Origin of the sequence: Allocatenococcus thiocycli (assembly GCF_921292965.1) — a bacterium.
GTDB lineage: Bacteria > Pseudomonadota > Gammaproteobacteria > Enterobacterales > Vibrionaceae > Vibrio > Vibrio natriegens.
Map to the genome: position 1 here is coordinate 25,980 of NZ_CAKLCK010000026.1, position 21,205 is coordinate 47,184.

At 45.5% G+C, this 21,205-nt stretch carries 18 protein-coding genes; 11 read left to right on the forward strand and 7 right to left on the reverse strand.

Annotation, left to right across the window (positions count from 1 at the left end):
* Positions 1-111: 111 nt before the first annotated feature.
* The 5 genes from L9Q40_RS08995 to L9Q40_RS09015 all read right to left on the reverse strand — a co-directional run bounded on the left by L9Q40_RS08995 (position 112) and on the right by L9Q40_RS09015 (position 6,286).
* Positions 112-1,911 carry an AMP-dependent synthetase/ligase gene (locus L9Q40_RS08995; protein ID WP_498793081.1) on the reverse strand — a complete coding sequence of 600 codons (1,800 nt, stop codon included), beginning with the start codon at positions 1,909-1,911 and terminating at the stop codon, positions 112-114.
* 326 nt (positions 1,912-2,237) lie between these two features.
* Positions 2,238-3,197 carry a LysR family transcriptional regulator CalR gene (gene calR / locus L9Q40_RS09000; protein WP_020335847.1) on the reverse strand — a complete coding sequence of 320 codons (960 nt, stop codon included), beginning with the start codon at positions 3,195-3,197 and terminating at the stop codon, positions 2,238-2,240.
* A 528-nt stretch (positions 3,198-3,725) separates the two neighbouring features.
* Entirely contained in the window at positions 3,726-4,772 is a 1,047-nt protein-coding gene (locus L9Q40_RS09005; protein WP_065301915.1) for an MJ1255/VC2487 family glycosyltransferase, read from the reverse strand.
* A gap of 3 nt (positions 4,773-4,775) precedes the next feature.
* Positions 4,776-5,324 carry a phosphatase PAP2 family protein gene (locus tag L9Q40_RS09010; RefSeq protein WP_014230728.1) on the reverse strand — a complete coding sequence of 183 codons (549 nt, stop codon included), beginning with the start codon at positions 5,322-5,324 and terminating at the stop codon, positions 4,776-4,778.
* Between the two features lie 185 nt (positions 5,325-5,509).
* Positions 5,510-6,286, reverse strand: coding sequence for an SH3 domain-containing protein (locus tag L9Q40_RS09015; RefSeq protein ID WP_498793082.1), 777 nt, complete (start codon positions 6,284-6,286; stop codon positions 5,510-5,512).
* Between the two features lie 599 nt (positions 6,287-6,885).
* Between L9Q40_RS09015 and leuA the strand changes: the two genes are divergently transcribed.
* The 5 genes from leuA (at position 6,886) to L9Q40_RS09040 (ending at position 12,610) form a co-directional block, all read left to right on the forward strand.
* Positions 6,886-8,433, forward strand: coding sequence for a 2-isopropylmalate synthase (gene leuA / locus L9Q40_RS09020; protein WP_014230726.1), 1,548 nt, complete (start codon positions 6,886-6,888; stop codon positions 8,431-8,433).
* 81 nt (positions 8,434-8,514) lie between these two features.
* Positions 8,515-9,606: a 3-isopropylmalate dehydrogenase gene (leuB, locus tag L9Q40_RS09025; RefSeq protein ID WP_020335844.1), complete on the forward strand. Its 1,092-nt coding sequence runs from the start codon at positions 8,515-8,517 to the stop codon at positions 9,604-9,606.
* A 73-nt stretch (positions 9,607-9,679) separates the two neighbouring features.
* Complete coding sequence (gene leuC, locus L9Q40_RS09030; RefSeq protein ID WP_014230724.1) at positions 9,680-11,080, forward strand: 3-isopropylmalate dehydratase large subunit; 1,401 nt, start codon at positions 9,680-9,682, stop codon at positions 11,078-11,080.
* Positions 11,081-11,091: 11 nt separating this feature from the next.
* Complete coding sequence (gene leuD / locus L9Q40_RS09035; protein ID WP_014230723.1) at positions 11,092-11,694, forward strand: 3-isopropylmalate dehydratase small subunit; 603 nt, start codon at positions 11,092-11,094, stop codon at positions 11,692-11,694.
* Positions 11,695-11,827: 133 nt separating this feature from the next.
* Positions 11,828-12,610, forward strand: coding sequence for a DUF547 domain-containing protein (locus tag L9Q40_RS09040; protein ID WP_498793083.1), 783 nt, complete (start codon positions 11,828-11,830; stop codon positions 12,608-12,610).
* A 107-nt stretch (positions 12,611-12,717) separates the two neighbouring features.
* Here L9Q40_RS09040 and djlA read toward each other — a convergent pair whose 3' ends face one another.
* On the reverse strand, positions 12,718-13,578 hold the full coding sequence (djlA, locus tag L9Q40_RS09045; RefSeq protein WP_065296301.1) for a co-chaperone DjlA: 861 nt from the start codon (positions 13,576-13,578) through the stop codon (positions 12,718-12,720).
* A gap of 317 nt (positions 13,579-13,895) precedes the next feature.
* Here djlA and lptD point away from each other — a divergent pair, with 317 nt between their 5' ends.
* The 6 genes from lptD to L9Q40_RS09075 all read left to right on the forward strand — a co-directional run bounded on the left by lptD (position 13,896) and on the right by L9Q40_RS09075 (position 20,647).
* Entirely contained in the window at positions 13,896-16,241 is a 2,346-nt protein-coding gene (lptD, locus tag L9Q40_RS09050; protein ID WP_239948760.1) for an LPS assembly protein LptD, read from the forward strand.
* Positions 16,242-16,300: 59 nt separating this feature from the next.
* The gene (gene surA, locus L9Q40_RS09055; protein ID WP_014230719.1) at positions 16,301-17,584 is read left to right on the forward strand and encodes a peptidylprolyl isomerase SurA; all 1,284 of its coding nucleotides are present in this window, start codon (positions 16,301-16,303) and stop codon (positions 17,582-17,584) included.
* A complete protein-coding gene (gene pdxA / locus L9Q40_RS09060) occupies positions 17,574-18,572 on the forward strand; it encodes a 4-hydroxythreonine-4-phosphate dehydrogenase PdxA (RefSeq protein ID WP_065299089.1) in 999 nt (332 codons plus the stop codon). The genes surA and pdxA overlap by 11 nt, the downstream gene beginning before the upstream one ends.
* Positions 18,569-19,378 carry a 16S rRNA (adenine(1518)-N(6)/adenine(1519)-N(6))-dimethyltransferase RsmA gene (gene rsmA, locus L9Q40_RS09065; RefSeq protein ID WP_014230717.1) on the forward strand — a complete coding sequence of 270 codons (810 nt, stop codon included), beginning with the start codon at positions 18,569-18,571 and terminating at the stop codon, positions 19,376-19,378. The genes pdxA and rsmA overlap by 4 nt, the downstream gene beginning before the upstream one ends.
* A 65-nt stretch (positions 19,379-19,443) precedes the next feature.
* Positions 19,444-19,824, forward strand: a complete 381-nt coding sequence (gene apaG, locus L9Q40_RS09070; RefSeq protein WP_014230716.1) for a Co2+/Mg2+ efflux facilitator ApaG/CorD — start codon at positions 19,444-19,446, stop codon at positions 19,822-19,824.
* A 16-nt stretch (positions 19,825-19,840) separates the two neighbouring features.
* Entirely contained in the window at positions 19,841-20,647 is an 807-nt protein-coding gene (locus L9Q40_RS09075; RefSeq protein ID WP_498793084.1) for a symmetrical bis(5'-nucleosyl)-tetraphosphatase, read from the forward strand.
* 73 nt (positions 20,648-20,720) lie between these two features.
* Here the strand turns inward: L9Q40_RS09075 and folA are convergent, their stop codons facing one another.
* Entirely contained in the window at positions 20,721-21,200 is a 480-nt protein-coding gene (gene folA, locus L9Q40_RS09080; protein WP_014230714.1) for a type 3 dihydrofolate reductase, read from the reverse strand.
* Positions 21,201-21,205: the final 5 nt, after the last annotated feature.

Consider the following 21,205-nt stretch of genomic DNA (forward strand, 5'->3'; position numbering starts at 1 on the left):
GCGAAAATACAGTAGGAACACTGGTAAATAAAAAAGTCCCCAGACATGAACGAGGCATCTCTGGGGACTTTTTAATCAATTTGAAATCTAAGCGAGTTCAAGTTAAGCGAACTAGTGCTTTTCCTTGTACATTTCTTCGATTTCATCTTGGTATTTGTCGTTGATAACTTTACGACGCAATTTTTGTGTCGGTGTCAGCTCACCATCATCCATCGAGAAAGCCTTTGGCAACAGTTTAAACTTTTTAACTTGTTCAAACTTAGCCAGCTCTTTTTGCAATTCATTAACTCGCTTTTCGAGCATTTCTACGACTTGGTGATGTTTGATCAACTCAACGCGATCGTGATACGCAATGTTCAACTCTTTGGCATACTCTTCCAACGAATCAAAACACGGAACAATCAATGCTGAGACGAACTTACGTGTATCAGCGATAACCGCAATCTGCTCGATAAAGTGATCTTTACCGATGGCACCCTCGATCATCTGTGGCGCAATGTACTTACCACCCGAGGTTTTCATCAACTCTTTAATACGATCAGTGATAAAGAGATTGCCGTTTTCATCAATATGACCCGCATCGCCAGTTTTCAGGAAACCGTGCTCATCGAACGTTTTTTCAGTCTCTTCTGGCATTTTGTAGTAGCCACGCATGACCATAGGGCCACGAACCAAAATTTCATTGTTTGCACCGATTTTTACTTGTGCGCCCGGCATCGATGTACCGATAGAATCAGGATCAAAGCAGTAATCATCCCAACAGGATACGGTCGCGGTTGTTTCCGTCATGCCGTAGCCTAACTTAACGTTAATGCCCATCGCATGGAAGAAACGGCCGATGGTTTCATCCAGCTTCGCGCCGCCACAAGGCATAAAGTTAATACGCCCGCCTAATAGCGCACGTAGCTTACTCAGTACCAACTTATCAGCCAGAGCATGAGCTTTACGTAGCATGATTGAAGGCTGACGCTTTTCCTGATGGCATAACGCCATTTTAGCGCCCATGTTCACCGCCCAGGTAAACATGATCTTACGGTGGATTGGTGCACGAGACACCTTCTCATGAATCGCAGAAAAAATCTTTTCGTAGAAGCGAGGCACTGCACACATCACAGTTGGACGAACCTGACTGAGCGCGTCTCGCACTTGCGCTGTATCTTTGAGGTAACAGTTGGTTGCGCCTTTATACAGGACATAGAATGTCCACGCTCGCTCGAACACATGAGACAATGGCAGGAAACACAGCGAGACATCATCCTGAGTCAGGCTCAAGCGTTTATCATGACCTTCTAGCTGCGCGGCAATATTGGCATAATCCAGCATTACCCCTTTCGGCTGTCCTGTTGTACCAGAGGTATAAATCAGGGTAAGCAAATCATCTTCACAAGCCTGTGTAACACGAGCGTCCAACTCTTCTTGGTAACGGCTATTGCCCTGGGCAATAAAATCCTTCCAAGAAGCAACAAATGGATGATCTCCAAGCTCGATATCGTCAGACATCGCCACGATCAGTTCTAGCTGACTGCATTGCTCGAAAATACTGACGGCTGCATCAAACTGAGGCTGCTCACCCACAAACAGAACTTTCACGTCTGCATTGTCGAGGATATACGCCGACTGCGCAGCCGTATTAGTCGGATAGATAGGAACTGTCACACTGCGTACTTGCAGTGCGGCGAAATCAGCAATCGTCCATTGCGGCATGTTATTTGAGAAAATGCCGACCTTATCCTGAACTCTCAATCCCTGAGCCAAAAGTGCAAGCGATAGTTCATCCACTTGCTGACCAAATTGCTGCCAAGTAATACCTTGCCATTCATTGCCCACTTTGTGTTTTAGAGCAACGCGAGTATCACCTTTCGCAATTTGTTCACGAATACGTTTAACGATATGAAAATCTAACTTGGCCATTTTTACTTACCTTTGGCTTACAGGTGTAAGCTAATTGAGCGAGCAAGTGTACTCACAGGGCGGCAAAACGCAACTGACGAATATCAAACTTCTCTTTATTAAGAGATCGGCTTCACTAATGAGTGCGAACCACCCCATCGATAGTCGGATAGAAAAGCACTTAACTTTCTGTTTGTATTAACCATTGTAAAAAATAAAAAGCCCCGAAAGAGCAAACCTTCCGGGGCTTTGTAATTGTAAAATTTGGTGAGTATTTGAGGAATCTTCCGCATCAAACACTTAGTACTTACTGAGTTACCGGACTCAACCGGTAGCTCATACTTCACTTATTTTTGTGCGACAACTTCGCCACAGATAATCATCAACTGATCACGAAGCCAGATGTGACCTTTGTCTTTCTCACTAGACTCGTGCCAGCTCAGATATCCACTGATTTCTTTACTTGCAAATGGCAGTTCCAGAATTTGCAGCTGATCGCTGTTTACCGCATTTTCTGCCATCCAGCGTGGTGCAATCGTCACAAGCTCAGATTGGCTTACCACATAAAGCAGGTTGCTCAGGCTTGAACCTTCATACGCAGCCAGACAATCAAGCTCGCGATATGCTTGCTCAGAGAAGCTACGCTGACCATGCACTCGTGAAAGTTTCGCGTGTTTTTCGTTAATCAGCTGCTCTTCAGTGACCATGCCCTGAATACGTGAATGCGTTTTAGAAGCAATCACCACCAGTTCATCTTTAAAAATTTCTGTGCTCGAGAATCCTTGCTCATCAAAGCGAGCGTAGTCGATCACAAAATCAATCTCCTGGTAACGCATGCGTTCAGACAGAAGACGGTCGAATTCAGCGTCTAAATGAAGCTGAACGCTCGGTGCCTGTTGCGCCACTTTAGACATAATCTTTGGTGCAAAACGTAAGTCACATGGGCTACAGATCGCCAGTTTAAATAAGCGCGTTGAAGACTCCGGTTGGAATACAGAGCTTGGCAGCTCATTGCGGATCAATTGCAGCGCCTGACGGATGGGACCAAATAGCTGACGTGCACGTTGGGTTGGCTGAATGCCTCGACCCTGACGCATGAATAGTTCGTCATTAAACATCACTTTTAAACGTGCGACTGCGTTACTTACTGCTGGTTGAGACATACCTAAGTTGTGTGCTGCGCGAGTGATATTTTGCTCCTGCATTACGGCATCAAATACCGTTAACAGGTTTAAATCTACACCACGCAAAGTACTTTCCATACGGTAGCTAGCAATTGCGCTCATCGCGTCTTTTTTATCTAACATTGAGTGCGCCTCTTTTGTAATCGTCAATTTGGTTCAATGAATTCATAGCGAATAGAATCCCATCTCGCACAAAAGACGGCGGCTGGATTCAATTATCTCACGAATAGAAAACCTGATTTTTATTATATTTATCGGCCGCATAATTCCGGCTCGAACCGTACTATCAACGAATTGATTAGGGTTTCGCAACTAGATTGACAATTAATCAGTAAATTTTAGCCCTTAATTTATTTATCCTTTAAAAATCAATATATTGATAAAAACATAAAAAAATATAAAATCGCTAAAATCAGGCAAATCAAGCCCATGGGTCGTGTTTTCAACAGTGAGAAAAATGAGCCCAAAACCCATTCACTGAGAATATGAATAAATTTTTTAAGAGAAACACAGTCAATAACCTTGAGCAATTTTACTTAGAAAAGCACAGTAGCAACGACAGTACGATTGAATCAAAACTAACATGAAGTGAATAAAAATGCAGCAGTAATTATTACACTGCTGCATTAAAAATTTCTTGGTTCTGGCTTTTTAGATATGAGAGACGTAACTCGGAAAGTCCACTTGCTCCCACAACTGCCTGGACAACTCTTCTTGAGAATCCCATGCGCCTTGCAGCACCCAATGAACGATCGCCTGAGCCACATCCGGATACTTAACGCTCTCCGCTTGTTGCTCTTTCAGCCAATGGCGAACCGCTGATATGTCTAAGCTGTCCATCGAAGAAGCAAGCCCTAAATCTTCAAGCGTTGCGACATTACTTTGCTGTTCAAATTGACCCGCTAATGGTTTCAACAATAACTTCTTGCCGAGAGAAAGCGCCTCTGACGGCAGCTCAAAACCACCATTGGCGATGACGCCACTACAACGATGTAGGTGATGCTGAAAATTGGTATGGCACAGTGGACGCAGCTCGATATTCTCGATCACTTCACTTTCTATCACATCAGGGTGATAACAAATGAATGACTGCTGATTAAAGTGGAACAATAGATCAGCAATGTCCTCAATAGATTCAAAAGGCAAGTAAACCAACACGAAGTTATCGCAGTGTTCCTGACTGTCCAATGTATGAATAATAGGAGGCAGTATGGGCTGATCGAAATGATACCAGTGCAAACCCAGATGATGTTGTGAGGGAGCAAAGTGTTCAATCACTGACTTATCCAGCCAACTTGCGCCTTTAAGCGGAACGGGATAACGGAAGGCATTCTGATGACTGATCCCAATACATGGCTTGTTCTGCTTACGGGCAGCCCATGCCGTCACAGGTTCAAAATCATTAATCACCAGATCATAAGTAGAGAGATCTAACTGATTCACTTCTTTAAAAAACTGAATCAAATTGTTGTTAAGTGCCGTTTTTGCGTAGTTGACCGATCCTTTTTCGGTCACAAAAGTGAGCCCTCGACGCGTTTGATAATCACCAAACGCTTCCATTGAAAAGTACTTGTTTGGGTCACGACCAGAAAACAGAAAATCGACTTGCACATCTCGCATTCCAAATGCTTTGCTCATGGCTCTGGCGCGAGCAATATGACCATTTCCGGTGCCTTGCACACCGTATAGGATTTTCATCAATTAAACTCCGATCATTGAAATAGCAAACCCACCACACAAACTTCCCAGCAGCGCACCGATGATGATGTCCGTGAAAAAGTGCACCCCGAGGAAGATACGCGCAGAGCCGATCAAGCTCGCCCAGAAATAAGCAGCAAATCCCAGTTGTGGGTAAAAGTGATCAATAAGCGTTGCCATGACAAAAGCGGCAGCAGTATGTCCGGACGGTAAACTGTAGCGATCAGAAGGGGTAATAAAAGCAGGTAACAAAGCGCTCAGTTCTTCAGGACGGCGACGCTTAAAACTGTTTTTCAGCGTCCAATAGATTGGCAGTTCTACGGCAAATGCCAGCAGCCCAGCAAGCAGAAACCATAACCCCTGCTCCTTATCCAGATACCACGCCAGTACTCCGAGAACTAAGTAAAGATGGCCATCGCCACTGTGTGAAATCCCTTTACTAATATTTGCCACTTGCTGATTAAAGCGGTGTTGTAAACAAACGCTAGAAAGTGCTAAGTCGAACTTAGCGATGGCCGTTATTGGCTGAGTAATTGTCTCTATCGTTCTCATATGACCTTCCCTCACTTTGACAACGCCTTGTACGCAAATTAGGTGTTTTTAGTGACAGCCACATGACGGGAAGTTGGACAATTAATGACAGGAATGGCATCGATGTGATTTACCCGGCCTCAAGACAGCCGAACAAATCAATATTTTTACGTGCCATTTATGGACGTATTGGGACATGATGGGGGTTAGGCTTGCGGTGCGTCGATATACCAGACCTTTCTCTTTTTACGACAGGCCCGTAAGGCACCAGTGGTAAACTCACCATTTTTACTCAACTCATAGCTGAGTACCCGGCAGGTGTAGTTTCCCTGAAGCTCATATCGATATTCAAAGTTATCATCGGCAACCTTAGTGGACGAGAGTAAAGGGTTGGGTGGCGTAGAAAGAAGATCACGCTCGCCGACATTACTCCGCGCATAATCTTGATGGACATAGCCTTTGATCACCCCTCGCTGCTCAACCAAATACCAAGGCAGGTCAGAGACTTTAGCGACAACATTAAATACTTCCCCTTTACTGACTGAGCTCAGTTCTTCCCCATCCGAACTGGGCTTGGAGCGCAAATGCAATGTCGACTTTGAGCGATAAGGTACATCCATAAACTCTAATCCCTGGTATACCTCAATGCCCTCTTCCATAGGTCTGACGACTTCAGCCTGATGCAATTCGTTAGGCTGAACATGAATCTTCCACCACGCATAGGTTTCTGGGTCTTTCCCCTTAAACCTATCGCGACTGTCAGACTCCAGCGCAACCAACATCTGATTTAAGAAATACTCTCGGCCTTCGTAGCTCAAGTACATATCCATTTGATCACGAATTACCGCGACGACCTGAGCCTGATCATTCGCAACGGTAGGTGGAACGATCAGAGTTGTTTGTGATTGAAACAGCTGACAACCTGATAAGCTGATCAATGTTAGTGCTAGTGCTGAACATCCAAATTGTTTTGCTTTAGCCATTAACCTCTGCCTTTGTAACTTTCACTTAGTTCAAGAACTACCTCAGAAACTGAACACAGAGACGCCTCATTGTCTTGTCGAACCAATCTAAGCAATAGGCAGTGTTATCATCACTTCGAGATAGACTATAAACTCTATCTATCGATTCTCAACCAACAATTCAATGATTGTCTGGATAGCTTGTAAGCCTGATCCCTCTATTTAATGATCAACCTAATGAACCCGTGATCTTTATCGAGAGTTTGACTGAATCATGGAACCCCCTATCAGCTCACTTTTTACGGGATGAAATACTCCTCTTTGCAATCGACTCATCCGATATGAATAAAAAATCGACTTTAGGGTTGACGTAGTTCATGGAGTGCGGTACTAATTTGTTAACTTAATTTTGTGGAAAGCTTAACAATTATGTCAGCTCATTTTTCTATCCTGCTTAGCCTCCTCCTGATCGTGACCAGTTCGCGCGGGTAGGCTGTGGAAGAAAAATAACCACACCAAGTTCTAAGAACCCGCATGCAAATGCGGGTTTTTTTATACCTAAATACCGGAAGTAAACGATTAACTCACACGAAAGTGCAGAAATCATTAAGGAAGCAAACATGAACGATCAAGTCATTATATTCGACACCACTTTGCGTGATGGCGAGCAAGCGTTATCAGCAAGCTTGACGGTTAAAGAAAAACTGCAAATTGCCTATGCGCTGGAAAGGCTGGGCGTTGATGTCATCGAAGCAGGTTTCCCTATCTCTTCTCCGGGTGATTTCGAGTCAGTACAAACCATTGCTAAAAACATTAAAAACAGCCGAATTTGTGCTCTTTCGCGTGCCGTTGCGAAAGACATTGATGCTGCTGCAGAAGCATTGAAAGTCGCTGACCAGTTCCGTATTCATACATTTTTGGCTACATCGACCATTCACGTCGAAGACAAGCTACGCCGCAGCTATGACGATGTACTAGAAATGGCGGTGAATGCGGTCAAACATGCACGTAACTACACCGATGATGTTGAGTTTTCTTGTGAAGATGCCGGTCGTACACCAATCGACAACCTATGCCGTATGGTTGAAGCTGCAATCAATGCAGGTGCGACAACCGTTAACATTCCTGATACTGTGGGCTACACAGTACCAAGTGAGTTTGGCGGCATCATTGAAACGCTATTTAACCGCGTACCAAACATCGACAAAGCCATCATTTCGGTTCACTGCCATGATGATTTAGGTATGTCCGTTGCTAACTCTATTGCCGCTGTTCAGGCAGGTGCGCGTCAGGTAGAAGGTACAATTAATGGTATCGGTGAGCGTGCGGGTAACTGCTCACTTGAAGAAATCGCGATGATCATCAAAACGCGCGAAGAACTAATGGGCGTTCGCACTGGCATCAAACATGATGAAATCCACCGTACCAGTAAGTTAGTCAGCCAACTATGTAATATGCCTATCCAGAGTAACAAAGCGATCGTCGGTGCCAACGCGTTTAGCCACTCTTCAGGCATTCACCAAGATGGCATGCTGAAGAACAAGAATACCTACGAGATCATGACTCCTGAGTCGATTGGTCTTAAGAACCAAGCGCTTAATTTAACCAGCCGCAGCGGCCGTGCAGCAGTGAAGAGCCACATGGAGACCATGGGTTATAAAGAAGATGAGTACAACCTAGATGCGTTGTACGCTGACTTCTTGAAGCTAGCAGACCGTAAAGGACAAGTTTTCGACTACGACTTGGAAGCGCTAATGCACTTCTCTAACCTTCGTGAAGAAGACGACTTCTACAAGTTGAACTACTTGAGCGTGCAATCAGGCAGCGTGATGGCAACCACCAGCATTAAAATGCAATGTGGCGATGAAGAAATGTGTGAAGCGGCAGTCGGTAATGGTCCTGTAGATGCGCTATACCAGTGTATTTACCGCGTAACAGGCTACGAAATCGTGCTAGACAAGTTCGACTTAACAGCAAAAGGTGAAGGTGAAGATGGTTTAGGCCAAGCTGATATCATCGCTAACTACAAAGGTCGTAAGTACCATGGTACTGGTGTTTCAACAGATATCGTAGAAGCGTCAGGTCAGGCTCTACTGCACGTAATCAACAGCATTCACCGTGCCGACAAGATTGCCGAAATCAAGCAAAAGAAAATTGCGACTGTTTAATAGCTAACGTTACTTCCAAGCGCACAACAGAATAACTTCGATATAAAATTTAGCTAAAAATTAGAATATTAAAGGATTAACATGACAGACAAATCATACAAAATCGCCGTTCTACCTGGTGACGGTATTGGCCCTGAAGTGATGGCACAAGCGCACAAAGTTCTTGATGCAATCGAGAAAAAGCATGGCCTTTCTTTTGAGCGTGATGAGCACGATGTCGGCGGTATTGCTATTGATAATCATGGCTGCCCACTTCCTGAAACAACGGTAAAAGCGTGTGAAGAGTCTGATGCGGTTCTATTTGGTTCAGTAGGTGGCCCTAAGTGGGAACACCTACCACCAAACGACCAACCAGAGCGCGGCGCTCTGCTTCCACTGCGCAAACACTTCCAACTGTTCTGTAACCTACGTCCAGCTCAGATTCACAGCGGCTTAGAGGCATTTTCTCCTCTTCGTGCTGATATCTCTGAGCGTGGTTTTGACATTGTGGTGGTTCGCGAACTGACTGGCGGTATTTACTTTGGCCAACCAAAAGGTCGTGAAGGCGAAGGCGCAACAGAGAAAGCGTTTGATACCGAGGTTTACCACCGCTTTGAGATCGAGCGTATCGCTAAAATTGCCTTTGAATCTGCACGTCTACGTCGCAAGAAAGTTTGCTCAATTGACAAAGCGAACGTTCTACAAAGCTCTATCTTGTGGCGTGAAGTGGTAGAAGAGATCGCGAAAGACTACCCAGATGTCGAGCTTTCTCACATGTACATCGACAACGCCACCATGCAGCTAATCAAAGATCCAGCGCAGTTCGACGTAATGCTATGTTCAAACATCTTCGGTGACATCATCTCGGATGAATGTGCAATGATTACTGGCTCAATGGGCATGCTACCTTCTGCAAGCCTTAACGAAAGCAAGTTTGGTCTTTACGAACCAGCGGGCGGCAGTGCACCAGATATCGCAGGTAAAAACATCGCTAACCCAGTGGCGCAAATTCTTTCAGCTGCGCTAATGCTACGTTACAGCCTGGGTGAAGAAGCAGCGGCTCAAGACATTGAATCCGCCGTATCGAAAGCACTTTCTGCTGGCGAGCTTACCGCTGATTTAGCAAGCGACAAGCCTGCACTGACCACGTCAGAAATGGGTGACAAGATCGCCGAGTACATCTTGAACTCATAAGTTAAACTAGATTGATAATAATTATTCGCCTCTGATAAGCCGTTATCAGGGGCAGCACACAGGATTAGTGATAATGGGCAAAACACTTTACGAGAAGGTCTACGACGCACACGTTGCTGTCGCAGCTGAAGGGGAAAACCCGATTCTTTATATTGATCGTCACTTGGTACACGAAGTTACCTCTCCACAGGCTTTTGATGGCTTGCGTGAAAAGGGCCGTCAAGTGCGTCAGGTAAGCAAAACGTTCGCAACAATGGACCACAACGTTTCGACCACAACCAAAGACATCAACGCTTCTGGTGAGATGGCACGTATCCAGATGGAAACGCTATCGAAAAACTGTGAAGAATTCGGTGTAACCCTTTACGACCTAAACCACAAATACCAAGGCATTGTCCACGTTATGGGCCCTGAGCTAGGCATTACTCTGCCGGGCATGACCATTGTTTGTGGTGACTCTCATACAGCAACACACGGTGCGTTCGGTTCACTGGCTTTCGGTATCGGTACATCTGAAGTTGAACACGTACTAGCGACTCAAACGCTAAAACAAGCACGTGCGAAAACAATGAAAATCGAAGTGAAAGGTAAAGTCGCTCCGGGCATTACAGCAAAAGATATCGTACTGGCGATCATCGGTAAAACGACAGCGGCGGGCGGTACTGGCTACGTAGTTGAGTTCTGTGGTGAAGCGATTACGGACCTTTCAATGGAAGGCCGTATGACAGTATGTAACATGGCTATCGAATTGGGCGCGAAAGCGGGTCTGATTGCTCCGGATGAAACCACGTTCGAATACATCAAAGGCCGTAAATTCTCACCACAAGGTGCAGATTTTGACGCGGCGGTTGAATACTGGAAAACACTAAAAACTGACGATGATGCTGAATTTGATGCCGTAGTAACGCTAAACGCAGCCGACATCAAACCGCAAGTAACTTGGGGTACAAACCCAGGTCAGGTTATCGCTGTTGACCAACCGATTCCTTCACCAGAAAGTTTTTCAGACCCAGTGGAAAAAGCATCGGCAGCAAAAGCGCTGGCTTACATGGGACTAGAAGCGGGTAAATCACTGTCAGACTACCCAGTTGATAAAGTGTTTGTTGGTTCTTGTACTAACTCACGTATTGAAGACATGCGCGCAGCAGCAGAAGTGGCTAAAGGCCGCAAAGTCGCATCACACGTTCAGGCATTGATTGTTCCTGGCTCTGAGCAAGTGAAGGCACAAGCGGAAGCAGAAGGCTTGGATGTCATCTTTAAAGAAGCGGGCTTTGAATGGCGTCTACCAGGCTGTTCAATGTGTCTGGCGATGAACAACGACCGCCTAGGTCCTCAGGAGCGTTGTGCATCGACTTCAAACCGTAACTTTGAAGGTCGTCAAGGCCGTGATGGTCGTACCCACTTGGTTAGTCCTGCAATGGCGGCGGCGGCGGCTATCGCTGGTCACTTTGTTGATATTCGTGAACTAGATTAAGGAAAGAACAGATGTCAGGTTTTAAACAACACAAAGGCTTAGTTGTTCCTCTAGATGCAGCGAACGTTGATACTGATGCCATCATACCAAAGCAGTTCCTACAAAAGGTGTCTCGCCTGGGTTTCGGTAAACACCTATTCCATGACTGGCGCTTCCTTGATGATGCTGGTGAACAGCCAAACCCTGAGTTTGTGATGAACGCACCTCGTTACCAAGGTGCTTCCATCCTACTTGCGCGTGAAAACTTCGGTTGTGGCTCTTCTCGTGAGCACGCACCTTGGGCGTTAGCCGATTACGGCATTAAAGCGATGATCGCACCAAGCTTTGCAGATATCTTCTATGGCAACTCAATCAACAACCAAATGGTGCCAGTGCGTCTGACTGAGCAAGAGGTTGATGAACTGTTCCAATACGTTGAAGCGAATGAAGGTGCACAGATTGAAGTGGATCTTGAAGCGAACAAAGTGCGTGCCAATGGCAAAGAGTACGACTTCGAAATCGATGAGTTCCGTCGCCACTGTCTACTGAATGGCTTGGACAACATCGGTTTGACGCTACAGCACGAAGATAAAATTGCGGAATATGAAGCGAATATTCCAAGCTTCCTGCGCTAAGACGCTTTAGTCAATAAACAAGTAAAAGGCTGACCATTGTCAGCCTTTTTTCATTTTTACGTGTCGATAAAAGTAAGAAAACAAACACTAATCCGGTCTACACTAACTACAAACTTTAACCGACGGTATCGCTATGATGCGTTTTTTATTGCTCCTTTGCGCCCTATTTTCTTTTTCCGTATTCTCCGCTCCCAAAGCCGATTTATGGCCCTACTGGAACCACTCAAATGAGGCCAGCCAAACACAAGTCTCTCACCAAGAGTGGCAACAAATACTCGACCGCTATCTTGTCACTCAGGGGGAAAATACGTTGTTTCGCTACCGCGCTGTGTCGGCAGCGGATAAAGCAACGCTCAAACAGTACATTCAGCGCCTGGCAAAACTCGATCCTTTGCAGTACCGCAAAGCTGAGCAATATGCTTACTGGGTCAACCTGTACAACGCCATCACTGTGGATCTGATATTGGATAATTACCCGATAAAGTCCATCACTAAGTTAGGAGGGCTGTTTAGTTTTGGGCCATGGGATGAAGACGTCATCAACATTAATAATAAAAACTTAACTCTGAATGATATTGAGCATCGAATCCTGCGCCCCATCTGGCAAGATCCAAGAACACATTACGCAGTTAACTGTGCAAGTCTGGGCTGTCCTAACTTGCAAGCTCAGGCGTTTACCGCTGACAACACACAGACCTTGTTAGAGAGTGCAGCGAAAACATTTATCAACAGTAAAAAAGGCGTTTCTATCGAAGGAGACACGGCGCAAATTTCTTCAATTTATGATTGGTTTGCAGTGGATTTTGGTGGTGAGAACAACGTGTTTAATCATATCAGGCAATACGCACCTCAGTACAAGCGCTTTGCCGGTCGAGTTAAATACGACTACGATTGGAGTTTGAATCAAGCTAACTGATTTCACTGAATGGATAGCTTGAATAGCTTTGAGTTACCTGTAACCCCAAAACTCAAAAAGGGCACCAAGTGCCCTGTTTACTCTCATCTCTGATAGAACTAAAAAGATTACTTAAAGCCTTTTACTTTCTTAATCAGATCATAAGCATTTTGAATTTCTTGCGACTTTTCTTTGGCTACATTCATCATTTCTGGTGGCAGACCTTTCGCCATCAGCTTATCTGGGTGGTGCTCGTTCATCAGCTTACGATAAGCACGCTTAACCGTTTTGCTGTCGGCATCCGCCGAAACATCAAGAATTTTATACGCATCCGCCAACTGATCAGCTTGAGATGCTTGCTGCCACCCAGCACCAGACGACTGGTACTGGCCTTGATGCTGACCATGAAAACCGCCCTGATGCTGGAAGCGAAACGCCGCTTCTTGCATGTGTAGTCGTCGCTCGAGCTGCTCAGAAGAGAACCCTAATGCTCGGGCAATTTTATGCAGCACATTGCGTTCACTTGGATGAATCTCGCCATCGGCAAAGGCGGCTGAAATTTGCAACTCCAAGAAAAATTGCAGTAAATCGAAACGACCCGCAGTCGAGATTTTAACCCTAACCAACACCTCTTCCAGCGGGAAATCACTTTCCTTACCTTCACGAAATGCGTCTTGCGCTGCACGGCGCTGTTCACCATGCAGGTTCATGCGGTCCATCATCGCTGACGCAAGTTGAATCTCTTCTTTAGTGACCTGACCTTTCGATTTTGCCACGTGTCCCATGACCGCAAAGGCCGCTTTGAAAAATTCTTCCTGACGTTGCGCCTGACTCGGTCCTTTGCCGAACCCACCAGTAGAGAACCCCGCCTGACTCAAACGGCGTGCTTTATCAAACTGATGGCCAACAAATAAGCCAAATAGCAAGCCGAGTGGCCCGCCAAGTAACAAGCCAAAAAAGGCACCTAATATTTTGCCAAAAATATGCATTATGTGTTCTCTATCAATGAATTTTTATCGACGAAAGCGGTCTTATAGTGCCGTATGCAACGATTTCCTTTATGATAATGGAATTAGTTTTATTTCGGCTAGGCCATTCGCCTGCTTATCTTTGCAGCTACTTTATCTCGATTATGCCACAGCGAGTCAATGAGCTGGGACATTTACGACGATAGTAGTTGATTCATTTGGCTATTACGCTAGGGTACAACGAGCCCTATAGCCATCGAGTAATATCAATTACCGTAAGTAAGTGAGTAGTTATTTACTACGATTGGTATAACAGTGACACAGGAAAGTTCGATTCAATGCAACATTTTTCCCGCACATTTTTAGCGGCCTCTATCAGCACCGCCTTGTTTGTACCTACCACTCAAGCTGACGCGAATATCCATGATAGTGTGCAGGAAATGCCCACCACAGATCAATGTTTGGTCGAAACGAGTGGTGAGCAGGACGCTTTAAATGCACCCGTAGTAGTCGAAGCTGACAGACTGCAAGCCATTAGTGGCGATAAAGCACAGTACTCTGGTAACGTCCAAGTCACGCAAGGTCAAAAGAAAATCACAGCAGATAGCGTAACGCTGCACCAACAAGACAACGTCGTGGTTGCTGAAGGTAATGTCACCTTCAATGATGGTCAGGTCGAAGCCCGATCGGATCGTGTGACCAGCGATATTGATCAAGACACTTTCTCTCTCGAGAACACAGACTACCATTTCATTTGCCAACAAGGCCGAGGCACAGCAGCTTATATTGCGCGTACTGGTCAGTCGATTTATGAACTCGAAGACGGTTCTATCACTTCCTGCCCTCAGGGGGATAACTCTTGGCGTCTGGTTGCATCTGGTATCGATGTCGACCAGGATGAAGAGACGGCAACACTACACCACCCTCGTTTTGAAGTTTTAGATGTTCCAATCTTCTACGTCCCTTACCTGACAATGCCAATTGGCAATACTCGTAAATCGGGTCTGCTATTCCCTTCTCTATCGTACGGTTCTAGCGATGGTATGGAAGTAGAAGTGCCATTCTACTGGAACATTGCACCTCAATACGATATGACCCTGACCACGCTCTACATGCAGCAACGTGGTACCAAATTCGACACCGACTTCCGCTATCTAACCGATGGCTGGGGAGAAGGTGAAATCAAAGGCGAATACCTAAATTCAGACAGAAAGTATGCCGATGAAACACGCTGGGGCTACCAGTTTAAGCATGAAGGCATTATCGACAAGCATTGGGTTGTCGATGTCGATTACTCAGAAGTGAGTGATATAGACTACTTCCTGGATCTCGACTCTGATATCGGTAACCGTGAAGACGGTCAACTGATGCAAGAAGGAGAAGTCCAGTACCGTTCAGATTTCTGGGACGCCTCATTAACGGTTCGTGACTTCCAGGTCTTGTTGCAAGAAGAAAACAAACCTTACCGTTTGATGCCTCAGTTGGCATTAAACTACTACACGCCTGTGTGGGGAAATTACCTGAACTTTGATGTTAAAAGCCAACTTAGCCGCTTTGACACCAGTGATAACGCAAAACCTGATGCAACTCGCTTTCATATCGAGCCAGGCTTTACTATCCCACTGTCAAACTCTTGGTCGGCCTGGACCACAGAAGCACGCGTACTTGCGACTTACTACTCGCAAGACTTAAATGGTCTTACCGACTCTGATCTAGAGCTTCAGCTGGATGAAAAAGTGTCTCGTGTGATTCCAGAGTTCCGTAGTAATGCGCAGATTTACCTTGAACGTGATACCAGCTGGGTCGAAGGTTACACCCAAACTCTGGAACCGCAGGTCCAGTACTTGTACGTACCGAAAGAAGATCAAACCAATATCTACAACTATGATACAACGTTGCTGCAAACCGATTACTACGGTCTATTCCGCAGCCGTAAGTACAGTAGTATTGATAAGATCGCATCCGCAAACCAGCTAAGCTACGGTGCGAGCACACGTTTCTTTGATGACGATTATAAAGAACGTCTCAATATTTCATTTGGTCAAATCTACTACTTTGATAAAAAGACCAAGCTCAGCAACAACCCAACCGATCCAGATGAAACAACAAACTATTCGTCTTGGGCGATTGAAGCTGATTTCAACTACAACGATTCCGTGTTCTATCATGGCGGTATTCAGTACGACATCGACCTAGGCTCAATGCAACTTGCGAACAGCACGTTAGAGTACCAGTTCGACGGTGGCTTTATTCAAAGTAACTACCGTTATGTCACTCGTGAATATATTGAAGATACGATCATTCTCGAAAACCTGGACACCATTACTCGTAAAGGTATTTCTCAGGCAGGTATTGTTGCCGCTTACGAATTCAACCAGAACTGGTCCGCCAGTGGTCAGTACTACTATGACCTAAATGAAAATAACGACTTAGAATGGCTAGCAGGCTTACGCTATCAATCTGATTGTTGGTATATCGGTTTAACCTACTCTAACCAACTGTTAGGCTGGGAAGACCAGATTATCGGCGGCTCAGGGGCATCAGCAGAATACGAAAGCAACTTCAGTGTTAGCGTCGGTATTCAAGGGTTTGCCACCAACCAAACCAACGGCACTGCTGCCAAAGAATTGGAAGGCTCAGATAACACAATCAAATATGGTCGCCCATTCTATCTGAACAATTAATCGAATTAAGCGTCTTAGAGTAAATAAGACACTAATTAAAAATACTGACGGAATTTTAAATGAAAATTTGGAAATCAATCTTATTTACGACCCTACTCTCTTGCGGAGCCGTTGCAGCACCAGTAGAGCTTGATAAGGTTGCTGTTATCGTTAATGACGGTGTCATTCTACAAAGTGATATCGACACTGCATTAAAAACGCTACAAGCCAATGCTCGCCAAAGTGGTAAAAGCCTACCTTCTGCCCAGGTTTTGCATGATCAAGTAGTAGAAAAACTGATTCTTGATACGCTTCAAGGCCAGGAAGCGGATCGTATCGGCGTTCGTATCGACGATAGCCGCCTTAATCAGGCAATTGCAGAGATTGCACGCAACAACAATCAAAGTGTGGAGCAACTGACGGCATCGATTGCAAGCGAAGGGCTAAGTTACACAGAATTCCGCGAGCAAATCCGTAAGGAAATTGCAGCGTCAGAAGCACGTAACGCGCTTGTGCGTCGTCGTGTAAACATTCTGCCTGCGGAAGTAGACAGCCTTTCAGAACAGTTATCACAAGAAACTAACGCCACGGTTCAATACAAAATCAGCCATATCCAGCTGCGCTTCTCTGATGATCAAGAAAAGTCGGCAGTAGAAGCCGAAGCAAAAGCGCTGGCCAAAAAACTCAATGACGGCGCTGATTTCACTGAAATGGCTTACACCTACTCTAAAGGGCCAAAAGCCTTACAAGGTGGTGACTGGGGCTGGATGCGCAAAGAGGAAATGCCAACCATCTTTGCCGACCAAATCAATATGCAGAACAAAGGCAGCATCATCGGTCCATTCCGTAGTGGTGTTGGTTTCCATATCCTGAAAATTGACGATGTAAAAGGTCTGGAAACTGTTGCAGTAACGGAAGTTAACGCACGCCACATTCTGATCAAACCAACGGTTATCCTGAGTGATGACGGTGCGAAGAAGCAATTAAATGAATATGCTCGTCGCATTAAAGCAGGTGAAGCAACGTTTGCTCAGTTAGCGTCTCAATACAGCCAGGACCCTGGCTCTGCTGCTCAGAACGGTGAACTTGGTTACCAAACTCCGGACCTTTACGTACCTGAATTTAAACATCAGGTAGAAACACTACCAGTGGGTTCGATCAGTGAACCATTCAAAACCGTTCACGGCTGGCATATCGTAGAAGTGCTGGATCGCCGTCAGGTTGACCGTACAGACTCTGCATTGAAGAATAAAGCTTACCGCATTCTCTTCAACCGTAAGTTTAATGAAGAAGCAGGCGCATGGATGCAGGAACTGCGTGCAAGTGCGTTTGTTGAAATCGTGGATGACAGCAATGACAACTAATTTAGTCCGCAGAATTGTCGTGACCGCAGGGGAACCTGCGGGTATCGGCCCTGACCTGGTGCTTGCTCTCTCAAAAGAAGACTGGGCACACCAAATCGTCGTCTGCGCAGATAAGAACATGTTAATGGAACGAGCCAAATTACTTGGTATCGATGTCCAACTCTCTGATTATAATCCAGAAGAAGCGCCACAAGCACAGAAAGCCGGCACGCTTATCGTTGATCATGTTGAAATATCAGAAAGCGCGGTTGCTGGCCAGCTCAATGAAGCGAATGGCCACTATGTATTAAAAACGCTAGAAAGAGCCGCTTTAGGCTGTATGAATGACGAATTTGATGCTATTGTCACCGGCCCTGTTCATAAGGGGGTGATCAATCGCTCTGGCGTTGCATTCAGTGGACATACTGAATTCTTTGCCGAGAAGTCTAATACGCCGTTAGTTGTGATGATGCTGGCGACGGAAGGACTGCGTGTTGCGCTGGTAACCACACATATTCCTTTGGCGTATGTGTCAAAAGCCGTCACTGAAGAGCGATTAGAGAAAATCATCGATATTCTTCATAAAGACCTCGTTGAAAAATTTGCCATCAAGCAACCAAACATCTATGTTTGCGGGCTTAACCCACATGCGGGAGAAGATGGTTGTTTAGGTCGTGAAGAGATCGAAACCATCACTCCGACACTGGAAAAGATTCGACAAGAAAAAGGGTTTAATCTGATCGGCCCATTGCCGGCAGATACCATTTTCAATGACAAATATTTAAACGATGCTGATGCTGTTTTAGGCATGTACCACGATCAAGTATTGCCAGTTTTAAAATACAAAGGCTTTGGTCGTTCAGTAAACATTACGCTTGGTCTACCTTTTATTAGAACATCGGTGGATCACGGTACTGCATTAGATCTGGCAGGGACAGGTCAGGCGGATACAGGGAGTTTCCGAACAGCGCTCACGCATGCGATAGAATTGGTAGAGAAGAAACAATGAGAAATGATGTCCATTTAGGACACAAAGCGCGTAAACGTTTTGGTCAAAACTTCCTGAACGATCCATACATTATTGATGGTATCGTATCAGCGATTAACCCAAGACCAGGCCAGAATCTGGTTGAAATCGGTCCAGGTCTGGGCGCTATTACTGAACCTGTCGGCCGTGAAGTCGACAAGTTCACCGTTATCGAACTTGACCGAGATCTGGCAGAGCGTTTACGTAACCACCCAGAGCTGGCGGACAAGTTAACGATTCATGAAGGCGATGCGATGCGTTTCGACTTCACACAGCTCGTAAAACCGAACAACAAGCTACGTATCTTCGGTAACTTGCCGTACAACATCTCTACCCCGTTGATGTTTCATCTTTTTGAATTCCATAAAGACATTCAAGACATGCACTTTATGCTTCAAAAAGAAGTGGTTAACCGTTTGGCAGCAGGTCCAGGCAGCAAAGCTTACGGCCGTCTGACGGTCATGGCTCAGTACTACTGTAAAGTGGTACCAGTACTGGAAGTGCCACCAACAGCATTCGTACCGCCACCGAAAGTAGACTCAGCCGTCGTTCGTCTGGTTCCTTACGAAGTACTACCATGTCCAGCTAAAGACTTACGCTTACTGGATCGAGTATGTCGTGAAGGCTTTAACCAACGCCGTAAGACCGTACGTAACTGCTACAAATCACTGTTGAGTACAGAAGTGCTGGAAGAGTTGGGAATCAACCCAAGTATGCGTCCAGAGAACCTGACGCTAGAGCAATTCGTCGCGATGGCGAACTGGCTGGCGGATAACCCACAGCACTAAGTAAACCAAACAATAAGCCAAACCCTGTCGGTTTGGCTTATTGCTAATTTTTCCAAGGAGTGTACATGGACGTCATTCAACCCTGCATTAAAATTCAAGTTCACACCAAATACATCGAAGAACAGTCTAATCCCGAGCTACAACGCTACGTTTTTGCCTACACCATCACGATTAAAAACCTGAGCCAGCAAACTGTGCAATTGATTAGCCGTCGTTGGTTGATCACCGACTCTAATGGCAAACAGATGACCGTTGAAGGCGATGGTGTGGTTGGCCAGCAACCGTTTATTCCAAGTAACGATGAATACACCTACAGCAGTGGGACTGCGCTAGAAACACCCGTCGGTGTTATGCAGGGACACTATAAAATGCTAGATGAACATGGTCAGGAGTTCATCGCTGAAATAGAACCGTTCCGTCTTGCCATTCCGAATGTTTTAAATTAATAAGATTGGAGAGTCAGTGGCTACCTATATTGTTGGTGATATCCAAGGCTGCTTTGAAGAACTGCAGCGTCTATTAGAACAAGTATCTTTCTCTCCCAAGAATGATCAACTCTGGCTAGCGGGTGATCTCGTCGCCAGAGGACCTAAGTCGTTAGAAACCTTACGTTTTGTTAAATCATTGGGTGACAGTGCCAAAGTGGTACTTGGCAATCACGACCTGCATTTACTTGCCGTCGCTCATGGCGTTAAGAAATTGAAAGATAAAGACAGAACCGCCCCAATCTTTTCGGCCCCAGACTGTAAAAAGTTATTGCAATGGCTCTCTAAGCAACCGCTTCTTGCGGAGCATGATGACTTCGTTATGTGCCATGCCGGAATTCCACCACAGTGGAATTTGGCAACAGCCCGCCAATGTGCCCGCGAAGTAGAAAACATCCTGCAAAGCGATCACTTATCGTGGCTACTGCACAATATGTACAGTAACAAACCAGATTACTGGGATGATTCTCTGACAGGGTTAGATCGCTATCGCTATACCATCAATGCATTTACGCGTATGCGCTTTTGCTTTCCAGATGGACGCCTGGACATGGATTGCAAACTTCCGCCACAACAAGTGACAGATGAAGAGTTAATTCCTTGGTTTGATCTTCCACAGAGAGTGGAGCTAGGCAAGACTGTCCTATTCGGACATTGGGCGGCATTACAAGGCCATATCGATGAAGAAGTGATTGGTCTGGATACTGGCTGTGTTTGGGGTGGAGAACTAACGATGATCCGTTGGGAAGATAAACAAATTTTTACCCAACAGGCATTAAGTTAAGCGATTCATTCTCTTAACATAAACCTACACGACAAACAAAAAGCACCGCATTTGCGGTGCTTTTTTATAACCATTATTTTTCCAGAATCGTAAAGCGCATGTTGTAGGCGTTTTTCTCATCCGCTTGATACGCTTCAGAATAAGTTTCTTTAAACTCATTCCCCCAATCAGGGAACTGCGTATCACCTTCGATAGCTGCCTCAATATGTGTCACATACAACTTCGTCGCAAGTGGTAGACAGGCTGAATAAATAGCCCCACCACCAATGATCATCACTTCTTCCACATCACCCGCAACCTCTAATGCTTGATCAATGGACGTCACTGTCGTCACTCCTTCGATACTTAGAGATTCATCACGACTGATAACGATATTAAGACGACCAGGCAACGGACGTCCGATAGACTCATACGTTTTGCGTCCCATGACGACGGGCTTACCCATGGTGCAACGCTTAAACCATACGAAGTCAGCCGGCAAGTGCCATGGCATTTGATTATCTTTACCAATGATACGATTGTCTGCCATCGCGGCAATCATACTAATGATCATGTCGG